Here is a 17,002-nt window from a genome sequence, read left to right as displayed (position 1 = left end):
TTATTTTTTACTACTTTGTTCAAACAGGTATTTTCGAAGCCGTTCTTCGACTTCAGAAGCGGGAATATTGCTCAATAGATTTCCTTCAATGGCGAGCGAAATACGCCCTGTTTCTTCAGAGACCACAATGACGGCGGCATCCGTTACTTCACTCATGCCCAACGCCGCCCGGTGACGAAAGCCTAAATTACCGAAATCGTCGCTGTCAGAAACGGGTAAAATACAGCGTGCGGCTTTGATGCGCCCGTCGGCCACAATCACACCACCGTCGTTCATGGGGCTGTATTGATTAAACAATGAAAGAAAAAGACGCTTGGAAAGTACGCTGTCGACTTCCTCGCCAGTTTGGAGGTATTTGTCGAGTTCGTCGTTTTTCTTGATAATCAATAGGCCGCCCGTAAATTCAGACGCCATGGCCCGAACGGCTTCAATGATGGGTTTGATTTCGTTTATTTTTTCGGTTGAAGTAGGCTGCCGCAAAAAACGACCCAGAAGGCGGTTGTTGGCAAAAGCGGTCGATTTTCCGATAAACAGCAGAAAGCGTCGAATTTCCTGTTGGAAAATCACAATCAACGCTACGGCTCCTACGCCCATGAAATATTCCAGAATTTTGGTCAAAAGCTCAAGGCCAATGGCACGTACGACCAAATAGAAAAGATAAATCAGTAAATAGCCCAGAAATACGCGGCTCGCCAAACTTCCACGTACTAAGTAGTAGATTTGATACAGTAAAAATGCCACGAGCAGGATGTCCAATACATCTACCCATTCGATGTTTAAAAAACCTATCTGGAATAAAAACATAATTTGTTTAGTTAACTGTACTACGGCGGCTTATCCCTTTTAGACTACATTTTATCCCTCGTTGCTTATGTCTTTTTTTGCGCTAAAATATCCCCTCACCACCGTGAATGTAGTAATTCCCAAAAAGAAAAAGATAATATAATGAACATAATCAATAATCCAGGGAAATTTTTCGCCAAAATAATACCCTCCACCCGTCAATCCAAAAATCCATAATCCCGCCCCTAATACATTATAGAGCATAAACCCAGGCCATTTCATTTTGACCAGTCCTGCTAAAATAGGGGCAAAAGTGCGTACTACGGGCAAAAAACGACTGATAACGAGCGTTCGACTGCCGTATTTTGCAAAATAAATACGAGTGGTTTCGATGTGTTTTTTCTTGAAAAAAATAGAGTCTGGGCGATTTTGAATGCGGTCGCCAAAGAAACGACCGGTAAGATACCCCGTCAGTGAGCCCACAATAGCGGCCCCAAAAAGACATCCTAAAAGTAGAAAAATAGGAACGTCCAGAATTTTTAACGCACAAAAAACCCCCGCCAAAAACACAAGGTAGTCGCCCGGTAAAAAGAACGCAAAGAATAGACCGTTTTCGGCAAAAATGATGAGCGTTATTAGCACCAATCCACCAGTACGGATAATTTCTTCAGAATTAACGAGATATTGGAAAAAGTCAGTAATTGAATCCATGCTCAAAATTACATAACTTCCGGTTCACGGGGAAATAACCAACCGAATAAGTCTTGCTTTGTTTATTATCTTTCTAAAAATAAGACTGGAAAAGGGTTTACTCAAGCCAATTCGCTCAACTCTAGCCAGCGCATTTCCTTTTCTTCAATTTTAGCATTGATATTTTCAATTTCGCGCGCCCATTGAACGAGGTCTTCGTGCGAGCCACTGCCAGCGTTCAGTTTCTCAATAAAAGTTTCTTTTTGTTTCTCCAAAGCGGCCATTTCAGCATCTAGCCCTTCCAGTTCCTTCTGCTCTTTGTAGCTTAGTTTACGCTTTGGTGCCGCTGCAGGCGTGTCGGCCTTGGTGGGTACGGACGTAGTTTGTGCTTTGGCTTCGGATTTTAGGTCGTTGTTTTCAGAAAGAAAGTTTCGGTAATCGGTATAGTTTCCTGGAAAATCGCGGATGCCGCCGCTTTCTTCAAACACAAACAAGTGGTCGACGAGGCGGTCTAAGAAATACCGGTCGTGGGAAACGATAATCAAACAACCGGGGAAGTTCATCAAAAACTCCTCCAGAATATTGAGGGTCGTGATGTCGAGGTCGTTGGTCGGCTCATCCAGAATCAGGAAATTAGGCTCGGCCATCAAAATACGGAGCAGTTGAAGGCGGCGCTTTTCGCCCCCGCTGAGTTTTTCGATGAGTGTGCCCTGCTTATGGGGTGGAAACAGAAAGGCGTTTAGGTATTGCGAAGCCGTTACGGTCTGGCCCGTGCCGAGGCGAATGACCTCAGCCACATCTTTTACCCAGTCTACCACCCGCTGACCGGGTTTGTACTCAAGGTCGGTTTGTTTGTAATAACCAAACTGAACTGTATCACCACGTACCACTTGGCCGTTGTCGGGGCGTAGCTCGCCCGTAATCATGTTGAGCAATGTAGATTTCCCTGCTCCATTTTTGCCGACAATTCCAATTCTATCGCCTTTTTTGAAGGTGTATAAAAAATTGTCAACGACGGTTTTGCCGCCAAAATGTTTGCCCACACTGTGCAATTCAACAATTTTGCTACCCAGTCGCGCCGATTTTACGTTGAGTTCTATTTGATTGTCAAACTTGCGTTGACTGGCTTTATCTTTGGTGTCTTCAAAGGCGTCTACGCGGTATTTAGCTTTGGTTCCGCGCGCTTTGGGCTGCCTGCGTATCCAATCAAGTTCTTTGCGGTATAGGTTGCGCGCTTTATCTACTTCGGAGGCTTCTATGGCTTCGCGCTCGGCTTTCTTTTCCAGAAAATAGGCGTAATTCCCTTTGTAGGTAAAGAGCGTGCCGTTGTCCAACTCCACAATCACGTTACAGACGGTATCCAGAAAATACCGGTCGTGGGTTACGAGCAGGAGTGTGGTGTTTTGGGTATTGAGGTAATTTTCGAGCCATTCCACCATGCTCAAGTCAAGGTGGTTGGTAGGCTCATCCAGAATCAATAAATCGGGGCTTTCAATGAGTACTTTGGCCAGGGCAACGCGTTTGCGTTGTCCACCCGACATGGTTCCTATTTTGACTGTAACGTCGGGAATGCCGAGTTTCCCCAGAATTTCTTTAACGCGGGCTTCAAAATCCCAAGCTTGCAGCGAGTCGACATTCTCAATGGCGGTCGCAAATCGTTTATCATCGCCCGACAAAAGTGCTTCTTCGTATTCTTTGACGGCTTTTGCTACAGGATTATTGCCCGAAAACAAAACTTCCAAAACGGGAAGTTGTCCGTCAAAATCAGGGGCTTGTTCGAGATAGCCCACGCGAATGTCTTTGCGAACACTCACGTTGCCTTGGTCAAGGGGCGTGACGCCCGCCAAGATGGTCATTAAGGTCGTTTTGCCCGTTCCGTTTGCACCGATGAGGGCCATTTTGTCGCCGCGACTGAGGCCGATGGTCAAGTCTTTAAACAACCATTTGTCGCCAAAAGACTTGGAAATATTTTCTGCTGAAAGGTAATTCATGCCGCAAAGGTAGCAGGCTTTTGGCTACAAGTGATATGTAATCGTATTTGTGGTGTTTAATTTATGACTATTCTAACTGCTTTTGTTGTGGAAATACATTGATTGTTAGTGAGTTAGGTTTATAATTCTACTATTTTAAGTCGAATGGCTTCAATCACCATTCCCACCCGACTTTTGACGTTCATTTTCTGAAACACCGACTCACGATAGCCATCGATGGTACGTGGACTGACGCACATTTTGTCGGCGATTTCGACGTAGGTAAGGTCGCTGCAAGCCAACTTAATGAACTCGGTTTCGCGGTCGTTGAGATTTAGGGCTTCGACAGGATTCAAAATGGTGTCGGGGTTGAGGCTTTTGACGAGTTTTCCCGTCACAAATTCAGAATAATAGTAGCCTTTTGTTACCAGTGAATCCAAGGCCATTTTGAGTTCATACGGCTTGCAGCCTTTGGGTAAGTAGCCGTGCGCGCCATTGCGGAGCATCTCCACGATGGCCTCTTCCTTATCATTCATTGAAAGCGCCAAAATTCTTATTTTGGGATAATTGTTTTTTAGCCACAAGGCCGTTTCATATCCATTCATTTCGGGCATATTGATGTCGAGCAGCACGATGTCGGGCATCCTATTGAGTTGGATGTACTTGATCAATTCTTTGCCATTGCCAACTTCGTAGATGACTTCGTATTCTTCATATTTTTGAACCAATCCCGACAGGGCTTTGGCCATTAATTCGTGGTCATCAACAATAGCGATAGAGGTTTTCATGGAGTAAGAGAGTGGGTATAATCAGTAAAAATAACGTTTGCTTAAATGTATCAAGGATTTAGGGGAAATAAAAAGAAATAGCCCTTGAATTGGTGGGTGAAATGGCCTTCTATACAAATTTTAGCTTTTTTATAAAATGAGTTAATTTCTAACGGGTAGCTCAATGCGTATTTCCTTCTTTTTTTTGTTCATAAATAGATACTTTCCGCCCATCAATTCGGTACGTCGGTGGAGATTATCTGCCTCTATTTTGACGTTTTTTCCCTGAAAATGAATTGAAATACTGAACAACGTAGATGTATAATTCAGAATAACTTTAATGTTTGAAACATTACCCGTGTTCCACAGTTTGTTGATTAATTCCTGCGCAATTCTGAACAGCACAATTTCTTTTTCATAGCCTAACGAATACCGAGTGCCCGAAATCTGTAATTCAATGTTGGCGTGGCTTGTTTTCTGAATACGCACAATTTCGGTAGACAAACTACTGCTTAAATCGAAATTGGTGGAAAGATAGGCGTCCAGATTTCGAATCAATGTGCGTAAATCAAGAATTGTTTTGCCCACAATGTCATTGATTTGTTTGACGTAATTCTGTTGTTCTTCGTTCAATGCACTTTCTTCCAGCGTGCATAGATAAATTTTGGCGACGGATAGCATTTGGCCTACGTTGTCGTACAATTCGGTTTCAATGCGTTCAAATGCCTGTTTTTGAACTTCTATCTGCGACTCAAGCACTTCATGTTGATACTCCATTAATTTTTTAGTTTGTTTCAATTCTGTCCCTTCTACCATGCTCGCTGCTGTTTTTTGGATATATTAAGACCAATAAACGTCTCATACAATCGGAATAGCACGAAAGTAAAAGGATGGAATGAGGGGCGGAAGGAGAAATTTCCCGTTTTATAAAGGGTTTTTTACGGTTTTTAGGAAGCAATAGGCAATTGAAGCCGTATTTTAGTGCCTACGCCCAGAGTGGATTCTAACTGACAATTGCCGCCGATGAGTTCGGTGCGGCGTTTGATATTACGCAGGCCTGCCCCCGATTCGGTCATCTCTCGGTTCTTTAGCTTCTCAAAATTAAAGCCTTTGCCATCGTCCTGCACCGTGAGGGTGAACTGAGTTGGCTCGTATTGAAGTGTTACTTTGATGTTTTTGGCGGCGGAATGTTTGAGGGTATTGTTCAGAATCTCCTGCACTACGCGAAACAACACAATTTCCTTTTGGCCTTCCAACCGATACGGCTCGCCATCGGTGATAATCTCGGTTTGGTACTTGCTCGTGGCGCGTATCCGTTGCAACTCATGCGAAAGGCTCTCCATGAGGCCAAAATCCTTGACAAAATCGCCGTCCAAACTCTTGCTCAGGGCCCGTAGTTCGTGGATGGTTTTGTCGATGACGTCGTTTACTTCGCGGATTTGGGCGGAGGTGGCAGTTTCTTCTTCTTCCAGTATATTCAGTTGCAGCCGCGCTACCGATAGCAACTGCCCGATGTTGTCGTGCAACTCCCCGCTGATGTGCTGTAAGGTCTGATTCTGAATTTCAAGTTGGGATTGAAGGATTTCCTGTTGGTATTGGGCGTGGAGGTTGGCTTTTTCTTGTAGGTTTTGGAGTTGTCTTTTTCGATGTAATGTCATGAATAAAAAAATGTACGTACTTAACAATAGCATTACGACAGTAGCAGATAGTACCATCAATATGATTGGATAATTACTTACACTCATTGTTTTATTTGTACGTTACATTCGGTTTTGCTTCTTGATACAATCCAATTCCGACTAAAATGTAGAATAGAAGATTTAGGACTTTATTTATTCTGTATAATTCGACTGCTAAACTTTGTGATATTTTTATCCATTCATGAATAAAACCAGTAATGAGAATATTGCCCGTGTAGAATAAGACTGAGCCAGTACAAAACCAAAACATTACTCCCCGTAGCCACGATTCAGTTTCTGTTTTTTGAGCAGTATATTCGTACAAATAATGTAAGGAATAAAATATTAGTAGAATACCGCTGAATACAAAGGTGTAAGAATTGAAATCGTTTCTTTGCAAGAAAAGAAGATTAAATAGGCTGAATAAGCTAAAAACAAGCACCCCTGTACAAATAATTATACGCATTTTAGGATTAAATACCTGATAAAAAACATACGATAAAATCAATAGTTCTGCAATTACATAAGCATTGAATATCCAAGCATTATTTATTGTTTTTTCTGCTAAAAAATACCCTCCAAGTTCAGTGATTAAAATTAAGAATAACAGGAATACAATAGCGTAGATGTGTTTTTTTTTGTATGATCTATAATAGATACAACCGATTAGAAAATCAATAAATACAATACCCAGATAGATGTCGTACAATATATTGAAAGAAATCATGCTTTGTTGGGGCCAAAACGATAAAGGTCTGACCCCAACAAAGTTACTGAATTTCGTCACCTCCGCAATCAGGAGGGCATAGTTTGCCTACTTCGAGCCCACTTCCTTCTACTGAAAGTGGAATGAGAAAGCCGCCCTCTGTGGTCTGAGTCGGCACCAAAATATCAAGGTAATCGAGGTTGTCTTTTTTGGCAGCTACCAATATTGCGGTTAGCTGTCCGTTATAGCTAGGTTTCGGGAGGGGGATTTTAGATGAATTGGTTAGTTCAATATCACCATTATGGACCCCGAAATAAATTCGCACCGCATAATCCTCGGCGACTCCCGAATTTAGAGTGACATCAATACCGTTTACGTTTAAGAATTCTATAATTTCCCCCAGTCCAAACAAAGCACATTTAGAATCGGTAGGTGGTGGGCCTGCTGGTTGTTTCTTTTTTCGTATTGGCCTTGGTGGTCGGCCCGCTGGATAAGCCTTTTGGGTATACGCTTCGTAGTTATCACTGAGCGTTTGAATGGCATCTTTTGGGATTCTGGTGCCAGGTCCTGGGGGAGCTAAAAATGATATTTCATTTTGTATGTTCTCTTCGGTTACGTTAAGGGCCTTTTCGATTAATTTAGCTGTTGCAGCTTTTCGATACTCATTTGCAAGGTTAATTAACATGGTTTGAAAGGGTTAAAGTAGTGAATAAGGATAATTGTTATGGTGAAAAAGGGGAATTTATAATGTTTCACAAACATCGTTCAATTACTCAGCATCAACAATGCGAAAAATCCCATTTTACGGATAGAAAATCACCCATTAAATTGGGGAAATATCCCGAGTTGTACAATCTTATTCGAGTAGGTCACTAACTCCAATAAAAAAAACATCAATTCCTCCTTTCCCCTTATCTTTGCGCCTTATTATTACTATAAGGAATGATTTCAGTAGATAACGTAACAGTGGAGTTCGGTGGACGAGCTTTGTTTAGTGATGTAACCTTCAACATCAACGAAAAAGACAGAATAGCCCTCATGGGCAAAAATGGAGCGGGCAAGTCAACCCTGCTCAAAATCATCGCAGGGGCCGACAAACCTACGCGCGGCAAAATCTCAGCCCCCAACGATGCCGTAATTGCCTATCTGCCCCAGCATTTGCTGACCAAAGACGACGTCACGGTTTTTGAAGAAACCGCCAAGGCGTTTGCCGAAGTGTTGGGAATGAAAACCGAACTGGATGAACTCAATCATCAGTTGGAAACGCGAACCGACTATGAATCAGATGCGTATATGGCCATTATTGAGCGCGTGTCGGAGTTGAGTGAGAAATACTACTCGACCGAAGAAGTCAATTATGACGCTGAAATCGAAAAGACACTTTTAGGACTTGGCTTTATGCGCTCGGATTTTGACCGTAAAACCAATGAGTTCAGCGGCGGCTGGCGGATGCGGATCGAATTGGCCAAGATTCTGTTGCAAACGCCCGATTTGATTTTGTTGGATGAGCCCACCAACCACCTCGACATTGAGTCGATTCAGTGGTTGGAGGAGTTTTTGGTCAACACCGCCAAGGCCGTCATCGTTATCTCACACGACAGGGCTTTTGTCGATAACATTACCAATCGCACCATTGAAATCACGATGGGACGTATCTATGATTATAAGGTAAACTATTCGCAGTACCTCCAACTCCGCAAAGAGCGCCACGAACAGCAGCAAAAGCAGTTTAATGACCAGCAGAAAATGATTGCCGAAACCACCGAGTTTATTGAGCGTTTTAAAGGAACGTATTCAAAAACCTTGCAGGTGCAGTCGCGGGTAAAAATGCTGGAGAAACTGGACATTGTGGAAGTGGATGAAGTGGATACCTCGGCGCTGAACCTGAAATTTCCGCCCGCGCCGCGCTCAGGCAATTATCCAGTCATTGTAGAGCAACTGAGCAAAAGCTACGGCGATCATCTGGTGTTTAAAGACGCAAGCATGACGATTGAGCGCGGACAAAAAGTGGCTTTTGTGGGCAAAAACGGCGAAGGGAAATCTACGCTCGTCAAGGCCATCATGGGGGAGATAGACTACGAAGGGGAAATGAAACTCGGACACAATTCCATGATTGGTTATTTTGCGCAGAATCAGGCCGCTTTGTTGGATGGAGATTTGACCGTTTTTCAGACGATTGACAACATCGCCGTGGGTGATATTCGAACCAAAATCAAAGACCTTTTGGGGGCGTTTATGTTTAGTGGTGAGAGTATTAACAAGAAAGTGAATGTGCTGTCGGGTGGAGAGCGTACTCGTTTGGCCATGATTAAACTCCTACTTGAACCCGTCAATCTTTTGATTCTTGATGAGCCTACCAATCACCTCGACCTCAAAACGAAAGATATTCTGAAAGATGCTCTTAAAGCCTTTGAAGGAACCATCATTTTGATTTCGCACGATCGTGATTTCTTGGACGGATTGGCAGAGAAGGTATTTGAGTTTGGTAATAAACGCGTCAAAGAGCACTTGGAAGACATCAACGGTTTTTTGCGGAACAAGAAAATGGAAAACCTGCGGGAGATTGAACGCAAAGACAAATAATAAATAGTTAGTAGTTGTCTGACTACTTAACCCCGTATTTCCTTTTGTGAGAAATACGGGGTTTTTCTTTGGTCAAGGCTGCGTTTTTCGAAATAGAGAAGTCGGCAATACTGCATACAATCACAATGTACTTCATGATTGGCCTACGTGATTATAAACGACAGAATAAAAGTGCTTTTAGGGTAAAAATAGCTTGTTTTTGGATTTATGGGAGGAGGAAAACCAGTTTAAAAAAGGGATAAATCCTATTTTACGGCAATTTTGATGGGTTTTTACTATTTCTAACTTTTGTCATTTCTTTATAAATATTCTTTTAAGAGTATTGTTTTTAATCTTACTTTCTCCATATTTTACATCTTTGTTGCAAAAGTTGGCAAAATTGGCTCTGTCTTGTTTTTGTGCAATTATTTACTTTGTTAGTGTAATTTATGGGCATTTTCTTCCATAAAAGATGGTTAATGTTAAAAAATATAAAATTTTATTTGGTGATTTAATAAAAACACATTAATTTTGAATCCGTAAAAAGTACAACAACACCAAGTGAATTATTCAACCACCTAAAATCATACATGTCAATGGCAAAGGCTAAATTAGAGTACATCTGGTTGGACGGCTACAAGCCCACCCAAAGTTTGCGTAGTAAAACCAAAATTGAGAACGATTTCTCAGGTAAATTGGAAGATTGCGATATGTGGTCGTTTGATGGTTCTTCAACAGAGCAAGCACCAGGCGGTTCGTCTGATTGTTTATTGAAGCCCGTTTTTATCTGTCCCGATCCAGAGCGTTCAAAATTAGGTACGCCTGCTTATTTGGTGATGTGCGAGGTGCTAAACTCAGATGGTACTGCACATGAGTCTAATGGCCGAGCTACTATCGAAGATGGTGACAATGATTTTTGGTTTGGATTTGAGCAAGAGTATTTCTTATGGAATCTCGAAACTAATAAACCCTTGGGCTTCCCTGCCAATGGTTACCCTGCTCCACAAGGTCCATACTATTGCTCAGTAGGTGCTCAAAACGCCTTTGGACGTGACATCATCGAAGAGCATCTTGAGTATTGTCTTCAGGCGGGTTTGAACGTTGAAGGTATCAATGCCGAGGTAGCAACAGGACAGTGGGAGTTCCAAATTTTCGCTAAAGGTGCCCAAGAAGCAGGTGACCAAATCTGGGTAGCGCGTTATTTGTTAGAGCGCATGGGTGAAAAATACGGCATAGGTATTAACTGGCACTGTAAGCCTCTCGGTGCTACCGACTGGAATGGTTCGGGAATGCACGCTAACTTCTCAAATACTATTTTGAGAACGGCTGGTAATAAAGAAACTTTCGATAAAATTTGTCAAGCGTTTGCTCCAGTAGTAGCTGAGCATATCGCAGTGTATGGTGCGGATAACCACCTCCGTTTGACTGGTAAGCACGAAACACAATCAATTGACCAATTCTCTTACGGTGTATCTGACCGTGGAGCCTCTATTCGTATCCCAATTGTAGCTGTGAAAAGAGGCTGGAAGGGATATTTGGAAGATCGTCGTCCCAACTCGGCTGCCGATCCTTACAAAGTAGCGGCTCGCATTATCAAGACCGTTAAAGGCGTGAAAATCTGATTTTTGGAATACATAGCACTAAAAAACCCCGTCTTTGGCGGGGTTTTTTGTTATAAAGCTTTCGACTTAGAAGTATGTTTTTATGGGCTTCTGACGGCTTTTTTGTAGAATTAATATAAAATTGGATTTGTACAATTACTTATTTTATATATTAAATTTTGATTAAAAATTTTCTAGTGGCTCATGGGGTAAATTTTATTTTCTTTAAAACCGCTGAAAACAGACAGAAAAACTTGTTTTTTTTTCTTTTCTTTAAGGAAAATTTTAATTTTTTGCGTTTCTAACAGCGTTATCTTACCCTATATGCCCCAACTGATTGAATTAAGTACCTTTGGTGACCCCAATGGAAAGCTTACTGTTTTTGAAAAAATTCTCCCTGGCGATATTAAAAGAGCTTTTTATATCTACGGAGTTCCCCCGGGGGAGCAAAGGGCTAAGCATGGACATAAAAAGACATGGAATGCGCTTATTCCCGTAGCGGGTAGCTGTCGAATCATTGTTACCTCAAATGATAGCGAGCAAATTTTTTATTTAAACCATCCTGCCCAATGTTTAATTATTCAGCCGGGAGATTGGCACATCATGGACGAGTTTTCATCAGATGCCATCCTGCTGGTATTGTCTAACGAATACTACGATAAAGAAGATTACGTATACCAAAAACCATGATACCTCACCTAGACCTAAAGCAAATCAATCGGCCGTATCAGGCTGAAATTGCCGAAGCTATGCAAAGAGTGGCGGAGTCGGGATGGTATGTGTTGGGTAAGGAGGTCGCTGCTTTTGAGCAAAGTTGGGCTGCTTATTGCGGTGTTTCGCATTGTATTGGGGTTGCCAATGGCCTCAATGCGTTGGAATTGATATTTAAGGCCTTTGATTTTCCCGAAGGAAGTGAAGTGATTGTGCCAGCCAATACCTACATTGCGTCGATACTTTCGGTAACGAGTTTGGGGCTGAAACCAGTTTGGGTAGAGCCTGACCCCAAAACGTTTAATATTGACCCTAAAAAAATTGAACGAAAAATTACCCCGAAAACCAAGGCTATTCTGGCCGTGCATCTGTACGGAAAATGCTGCACGATGAAACCCATTTGGGAACTTGCCCAAACCTATGGTTTAAAAATTATTGAAGATGCGGCCCAAGCCCACGGAGCGACTTACGCAGGACTGAAGGCGGGAAATTTGTCGGATGCTGCGGCATTTAGTTTTTACCCAACCAAAAATTTGGGCGCTTTGGGAGATGCGGGCGCCGTGACCACAAATAATGCCGAATTGGCGCGTAAAATCTCAAGCCTGCGCAATTATGGCTCTACCATCAAGTATTACAACGACCATGTAGGCACCAATAGTCGGTTGGATGAATTGCAAGCGGCGATTTTGAACGTCAAGTTGCGGTATTTGGATGCCGAAAACATACGCCGTCGAGAATTGGCCCGTTACTTTCTTTCGGAAATCAAGAATCCTGATTTGATATTACCTAACTTGAAAACCCTTTACGAAGATGCCTGGCACCTTTTTGTAGTAAGGCATCCTAAACGAGAAGAATTTATTGACTATTTAATGGATAATGGCATTCAGGCCACGGTTCATTATCCAGTTCCTCCTCATAAACAAAGAGCGTACGCTGAATATAATCATTTAAGTTTGCCCATTACGGAGCAAATTCACAATGAAGTGGTAAGTCTGCCGCTTCATCCTGCGCTGACCAACGAGGAAGCTGCGTATATCGTTCAAACCATCAATCAATCAGTCCTTCAATCTCATGCTGCTGTCGGTTATTATTCCGGTGTATAATAGTGCCCGGACCATCGGCAGGCTTGTTGAACATGTACTGGAAACGTTGGATAAAAGTACTCTCGAAATCATTTTGGTCAATGACTGTAGCCGCGACGATTCCGAAAGAGTTTGTACAGAATTGGCGCACCGTTTTGAGCAGGTTAAGTTCATTTCGCTTCGTCGAAACTTCGGGGAGTTTAATGCGGTCATGTGTGGGCTAAACCATGCCTCTGGAGATTACTGCGTAATGATTGACGATGATTTTCAGAACCCTCCTTCCGAAATTCTGAAGTTAATGACCACGGCCCAAGACCATCAATATGATGTTGTTTTTTCGTTTTACGGCCAAAAGCAACATTCATTGTTTCGGAATTTAGGCAGTATATTGGTCAATCGCCTTACCACTTGGCTTTTGGAAAAGCCCAAGGACCTGTATTTGTCGAGCTTCAAGCTTATCTCGAAGCCAGTTGTGCAGGAAATCATTAAGTACAAAGGACCTTATCCTTATATTGACGGATTGATTTTCCGCGTAACGCGCAACGTTGGGCGGGTGCAGGTATCTCATAACAAACGCGAAGATGGGCAGTCGGGCTATACGCTGCGAAAACTGACGTCTTTGTTCCTGACGATTTTGTTTGGTTATTCGCTCAAACCCTTACGTTTACTCACTGCGGTGGGTTTGCTATTTATGGGATTATCATGCATTGCGGCGTTGGTTGATGTAGTGCTTTATGCGTTTCATGCGCAGTTTTTTATTCTTAATTCTGCCCTTATTTTACTGATTTTTTTCAGTGGAATGATTTTGACGGCTTTGGGGGTAGTGGGAGAATACATTGGCCGGATTTATATGGCTCAAAGCGGGCTGCCGCAGTATATCGAGAAAAGTGTTTCTAAATAATGAATGCCAAAAACATATTTTCCGAACTAGTGATATTTTTTTAAACCCATGATAGGTAAATACGACGAATATAAACGCATGTATGACGCGGAACGCCATTTGTGGTGGTACCGGGTTTTACATCAGAAGGTGACAAAGAGTATTAAAAATCACTTCCCAAACCGCCCAGATATTTCAATTCTTGATGCAGGCTGTGGCACTGGAGGAATGCTGATGCACTTGCTTGAGCAGGGGTTTTCTACTATTGAAGGGTTCGATTTTTCCGAAGATGGCGTTGCTTTTTCACAAATGAGAGGTTTGGCGGTGACCCATCATGACCTGACAAAGATTGCGGAATACAAGCCTGGGCAGCAATTTGATGTTATTATCTGTAACGATGTTTTTACGTATTTCAGTGATGCCGTGATTCAAGAAATCGTAATGGGTATTCGTACTAAACTTAAACCGGGAGGAATTTTTATTACGAACAATAATTCACATGAGGCTTTTTCGGGGGTACATGATATTGTCGTAGGCGGACAAAAACGTTTTATTAAGAAAGATTTGGAACGATTGGTAGATAGAGCTGGCTTATCCATTTCTTATGCAACTTACTGGAGTTTTTTTCTCTCACCCCTTATTATGGCGGTCCGAGCATGGCAACGTTTTCAATTGCGTCGAGGATGGATAGATTTGTCAAAACAAGCTTCTGATGTAGCAGTACCTCCTTTTTTTATTAATATTCCCCTTTATTGGCTTGTCAAACTGGAAGAGACGGTTTTACCCAGGGCATCGTTCGGGAGTTCCCTTTTTACAGTAATGAATCCTGCCAGTCAGGTAAAGGAGTAAGATAAATGCATAAAATTAAAACAGTTAATTGGCTTTTAGTAGGGCTGATGCTGGGGGTGTTTCTGCTTAGATGGAGCAACATGACCCACCGTGAGCCTAATATTGATACAAGTACGTGGTTGGCGGGCGTTATTTCGATTGATAAATCCTCCGACCCGATTTGGACTTGGCTCAATTACACCGACGGCCGCCCCCTCACGGTTGTTCCCTTGCTTATAGCCAGTGCGTTGGGGTTTGAAGCCACTTATCCCGTGGCCGAAGGAGTCGGGATTATTTGCTGGTTGCTTACCCTCATTATTTTATACAACACACTTTGTTTGCTCTCCTTGTCAGCTAGGCGGGCGTTGGTTGTGATGTTGCCTTTGCTGACTTGGCTGGGGACCACCGCATACCACGACCATCTTGCCTATAACTCAGAAGCCGTGAGTGTATTGATGCTTACAGCGGGCATCTGGGCGTATGTATATGCGTTTCATCGGCGAGATTTACCGACGGTCAATCGTCAACTTTCGTTTATGTTTTGGCTTGGTTTGGGAATTGGATTGGGCTTACTAGTCTATGCTAAGTTTCAAAATGTGCCAATGGGCTTGGTGATTGCTGCTTTTCTTGCCTACGAACTTATCATCAAAAAAGGCTGGAAAAGCCTGTGTTGGTTGGTGGTAGGAGGGTTTATGCCTACGGTAGTCGTCAACGTTTATTTTGCCATGCGTGGAGAGTTAGATACGTTTTGGAACAACTACTTTTGGTATTATTTTTATTACGGCTATTCGGACGAATTTTCTAAACTGCCAATATGGAAACGCTTCAGCCCTTGGCGGGCAGGGAGTTTGATGTGGCAAAGTTACGCCATTCGTTTTGTGTTTGGTGGGTGGTGTTTGGCGGTGCTTGTAGGGTTTCTTGGTACCGTTAAAAAGGTGAGTTTAGACCGTTCTAATCGCCTGTTGCTGTTTGCTGCCACTTTTTTGAGCGTCACTTTTTATGCCATCTTACAATCTGGAAATCCCTATACGCACTACACGCTCTTTCTGCCGATGCCGCTTACCTTTCTCATCGGGGTACTTTTGAGCCGTCCTTCAGCAAGTCAATGGAGCTCGCTGAAAAATTGGGTATATGGAATTATATTGGTAAGTGCCATAGGACAGGGGATTTTTAACCTTACCAAACGCCAACCCTTGGAACGGCTTAGGTATGATGAGATTGACCAACAGGTGGTGAAAATTATTAAAGCAAATACCCAGCCTACTGACCATTTGGTTATTTGGGGTTATGCAGATCGGTTTTACATTTACACTGGATTACCGATGGGCTACCGCTCGCCGTATACCATTGGAATTTATTGGCCCAGCGCCCTGCATGACACGCGGGTGAAAGACTTTTTGGCGGATATGAGTCAGAATCAACCCGTCATTTTTATGGATTTGAACGGGAGTTTGATAAATACGGAAGGAAAAACCGAACACCAACATGAGTATTTCCCGCCGATTGCTAATTTTGTGAAACAACATTATCAACTGATAGCCCAAGTAAATGATGGATCACCAAAGGGCGCGCGGATCTATAAACGAAAGTAAAAATGAACGAAAAAAGCACCGAATTTTTGTATACCTACCTCAACAATGCTTCGCCCACTGGATTTGAATCGTCGGGACAGCAGATTTGGTTGGATTATTTAAAGCCCTATATTGATGATTATTTTGTGGATACCTACGGAACCGCCGTGGGCGTCATCAATGAAGGAAAACCCTACAAAGTCGTGATTGAAGCCCACTCCGACGAGATTTCGTGGTTTGTTAATTATATTTCAGACGATGGCTATATTTATGTAATCCGTAACGGGGGTTCTGATGCCGTCATTGCGCCTTCCATGCGGGTTAATTTACACACCAAAAAAGGCGTCGTTAAAGGCGTTTTTGGGTGGCCTGCCATCCACGTGCGCGAACTCGCCAAAGATACCGCTCCTAAAGTGGCTGACCTGACGATTGATGTAGGCGCAACCACAAAGCAGGAAGTGCTGGACATGGGTATTCACGTCGGAACGGTGGCTACTTTCTCGGATGGTCTGTTTGAATTGAACAACCGTTATTTTGTAGGACGGGCGTTGGACAACCGCATTGGTGGATTTATGATTGCGGAAGTAGCTCGCTTGTTGGACGAAAACGCCATCAACCTGCCTTTTACGCTTTACATTGTCAACTCGGTACAGGAAGAAATCGGCCTGCGCGGCGCGGAGATGATTGTGCGTCGCCTGAAACCTGACTTGGCCATTTGTACTGACGTAACGCACGATACCCAATCGCCGATGTACAAGAAAAAAGAGCAGGGGGATTTGAAATGCGGAAGCGGCCCAGTACTTTGCTATGGCCCAGCGGTGCAAAATAACGTTTTGGATATGCTGATTCAGGTAGCCGAAGAAAAAAAGATTCCGTTCCAGCGCCAAGCCGTTAGCCGTTCTACTGGAACGGATACCGATGCTTTTGCGTACGCAACGGAAGGGGTGGCTTCGGCTTTAATTTCACTTCCGCTCAAATACATGCACACTACCGTTGAAACGGTTCATAAAGAGGATGTGCAGAATGTCATTAACCTCATGTACGAAGTGTTGGTACAGTTGAAAGGAGATGAGGATTTCCGGTATTTGAAGTGATTTTTTTGAAAAATCAATGGTTTTTATTTTCTAAAGTGCCCGTTTAGGGCACTTTGTTTTTTTTAGCGGAGGGCGTTT

Annotated in this window: 15 protein-coding genes; 8 read left to right on the top strand and 7 right to left on the bottom strand. The window is 42.9% G+C overall.

Going from position 1 to position 17,002, the window contains the following annotated elements; translation table 11 throughout:
* The 7 genes from cdaA to DR864_RS11495 form a co-directional block, all read right to left on the bottom strand.
* A complete protein-coding gene (cdaA, locus tag DR864_RS11530) occupies positions 1-804 on the bottom strand; it encodes a diadenylate cyclase CdaA (RefSeq protein ID WP_114067118.1) in 804 nt (267 codons plus the stop codon).
* Between the two features lie 51 nt (positions 805-855).
* Positions 856-1,494 carry a DedA family protein gene (locus DR864_RS11525; RefSeq protein WP_114067117.1) on the bottom strand — a complete coding sequence of 213 codons (639 nt, stop codon included), beginning with the start codon at positions 1,492-1,494 and terminating at the stop codon, positions 856-858.
* A 101-nt stretch (positions 1,495-1,595) separates the two neighbouring features.
* Complete coding sequence (gene abc-f, locus DR864_RS11520; protein WP_114067116.1) at positions 1,596-3,464, bottom strand: ribosomal protection-like ABC-F family protein; 1,869 nt, start codon at positions 3,462-3,464, stop codon at positions 1,596-1,598.
* Positions 3,465-3,583: 119 nt separating this feature from the next.
* Complete coding sequence (locus DR864_RS11515) at positions 3,584-4,231, bottom strand: response regulator transcription factor (RefSeq protein ID WP_114067115.1); 648 nt, start codon at positions 4,229-4,231, stop codon at positions 3,584-3,586.
* A gap of 141 nt (positions 4,232-4,372) precedes the next feature.
* A complete protein-coding gene (locus DR864_RS11510; RefSeq protein WP_162793740.1) occupies positions 4,373-4,987 on the bottom strand; it encodes a sensor histidine kinase in 615 nt (204 codons plus the stop codon).
* Between the two features lie 170 nt (positions 4,988-5,157).
* A complete protein-coding gene (locus DR864_RS11505; protein WP_229599562.1) occupies positions 5,158-5,868 on the bottom strand; it encodes a sensor histidine kinase in 711 nt (236 codons plus the stop codon).
* A gap of 791 nt (positions 5,869-6,659) precedes the next feature.
* A complete protein-coding gene (locus tag DR864_RS11495) occupies positions 6,660-7,280 on the bottom strand; it encodes a hypothetical protein (protein ID WP_114067111.1) in 621 nt (206 codons plus the stop codon).
* Between the two features lie 257 nt (positions 7,281-7,537).
* Between DR864_RS11495 and DR864_RS11490 the strand changes: the two genes are divergently transcribed.
* The 8 genes from DR864_RS11490 to DR864_RS11455 all read left to right on the top strand — a co-directional run bounded on the left by DR864_RS11490 (position 7,538) and on the right by DR864_RS11455 (position 16,924).
* Positions 7,538-9,178, top strand: a complete 1,641-nt coding sequence (locus tag DR864_RS11490; protein WP_114067110.1) for an ABC-F family ATP-binding cassette domain-containing protein — start codon at positions 7,538-7,540, stop codon at positions 9,176-9,178.
* A 575-nt stretch (positions 9,179-9,753) separates the two neighbouring features.
* Complete coding sequence (locus DR864_RS11485; protein WP_114067109.1) at positions 9,754-10,779, top strand: glutamine synthetase beta-grasp domain-containing protein; 1,026 nt, start codon at positions 9,754-9,756, stop codon at positions 10,777-10,779.
* Between the two features lie 303 nt (positions 10,780-11,082).
* Positions 11,083-11,448: a sugar 3,4-ketoisomerase gene (locus DR864_RS11480; RefSeq protein ID WP_114067108.1), complete on the top strand. Its 366-nt coding sequence runs from the start codon at positions 11,083-11,085 to the stop codon at positions 11,446-11,448.
* Positions 11,445-12,572, top strand: coding sequence for a DegT/DnrJ/EryC1/StrS family aminotransferase (locus DR864_RS11475; protein WP_114067107.1), 1,128 nt, complete (start codon positions 11,445-11,447; stop codon positions 12,570-12,572). Before DR864_RS11480 ends, DR864_RS11475 begins: the two co-directional genes overlap by 4 nt.
* Positions 12,541-13,452: a glycosyltransferase family 2 protein gene (locus tag DR864_RS11470; RefSeq protein ID WP_114067106.1), complete on the top strand. Its 912-nt coding sequence runs from the start codon at positions 12,541-12,543 to the stop codon at positions 13,450-13,452. Before DR864_RS11475 ends, DR864_RS11470 begins: the two co-directional genes overlap by 32 nt.
* A 48-nt stretch (positions 13,453-13,500) precedes the next feature.
* Complete coding sequence (locus DR864_RS11465; protein ID WP_114067105.1) at positions 13,501-14,280, top strand: class I SAM-dependent DNA methyltransferase; 780 nt, start codon at positions 13,501-13,503, stop codon at positions 14,278-14,280.
* A 5-nt stretch (positions 14,281-14,285) separates the two neighbouring features.
* Positions 14,286-15,851, top strand: coding sequence for a hypothetical protein (locus DR864_RS11460; protein ID WP_162793738.1), 1,566 nt, complete (start codon positions 14,286-14,288; stop codon positions 15,849-15,851).
* A 2-nt stretch (positions 15,852-15,853) separates the two neighbouring features.
* Entirely contained in the window at positions 15,854-16,924 is a 1,071-nt protein-coding gene (locus tag DR864_RS11455; RefSeq protein WP_114067103.1) for a M42 family metallopeptidase, read from the top strand.
* The last annotated feature ends 78 nt before the right edge of the window (positions 16,925-17,002 follow it).

It is taken from the genome of Runella rosea (genome assembly GCF_003325355.1).
GTDB lineage: Bacteria > Bacteroidota > Bacteroidia > Cytophagales > Spirosomataceae > Runella > Runella rosea.
Note: the sequence above shows the minus strand (reverse complement) of the source record. Positions and strands in the feature narration are given on the sequence as shown.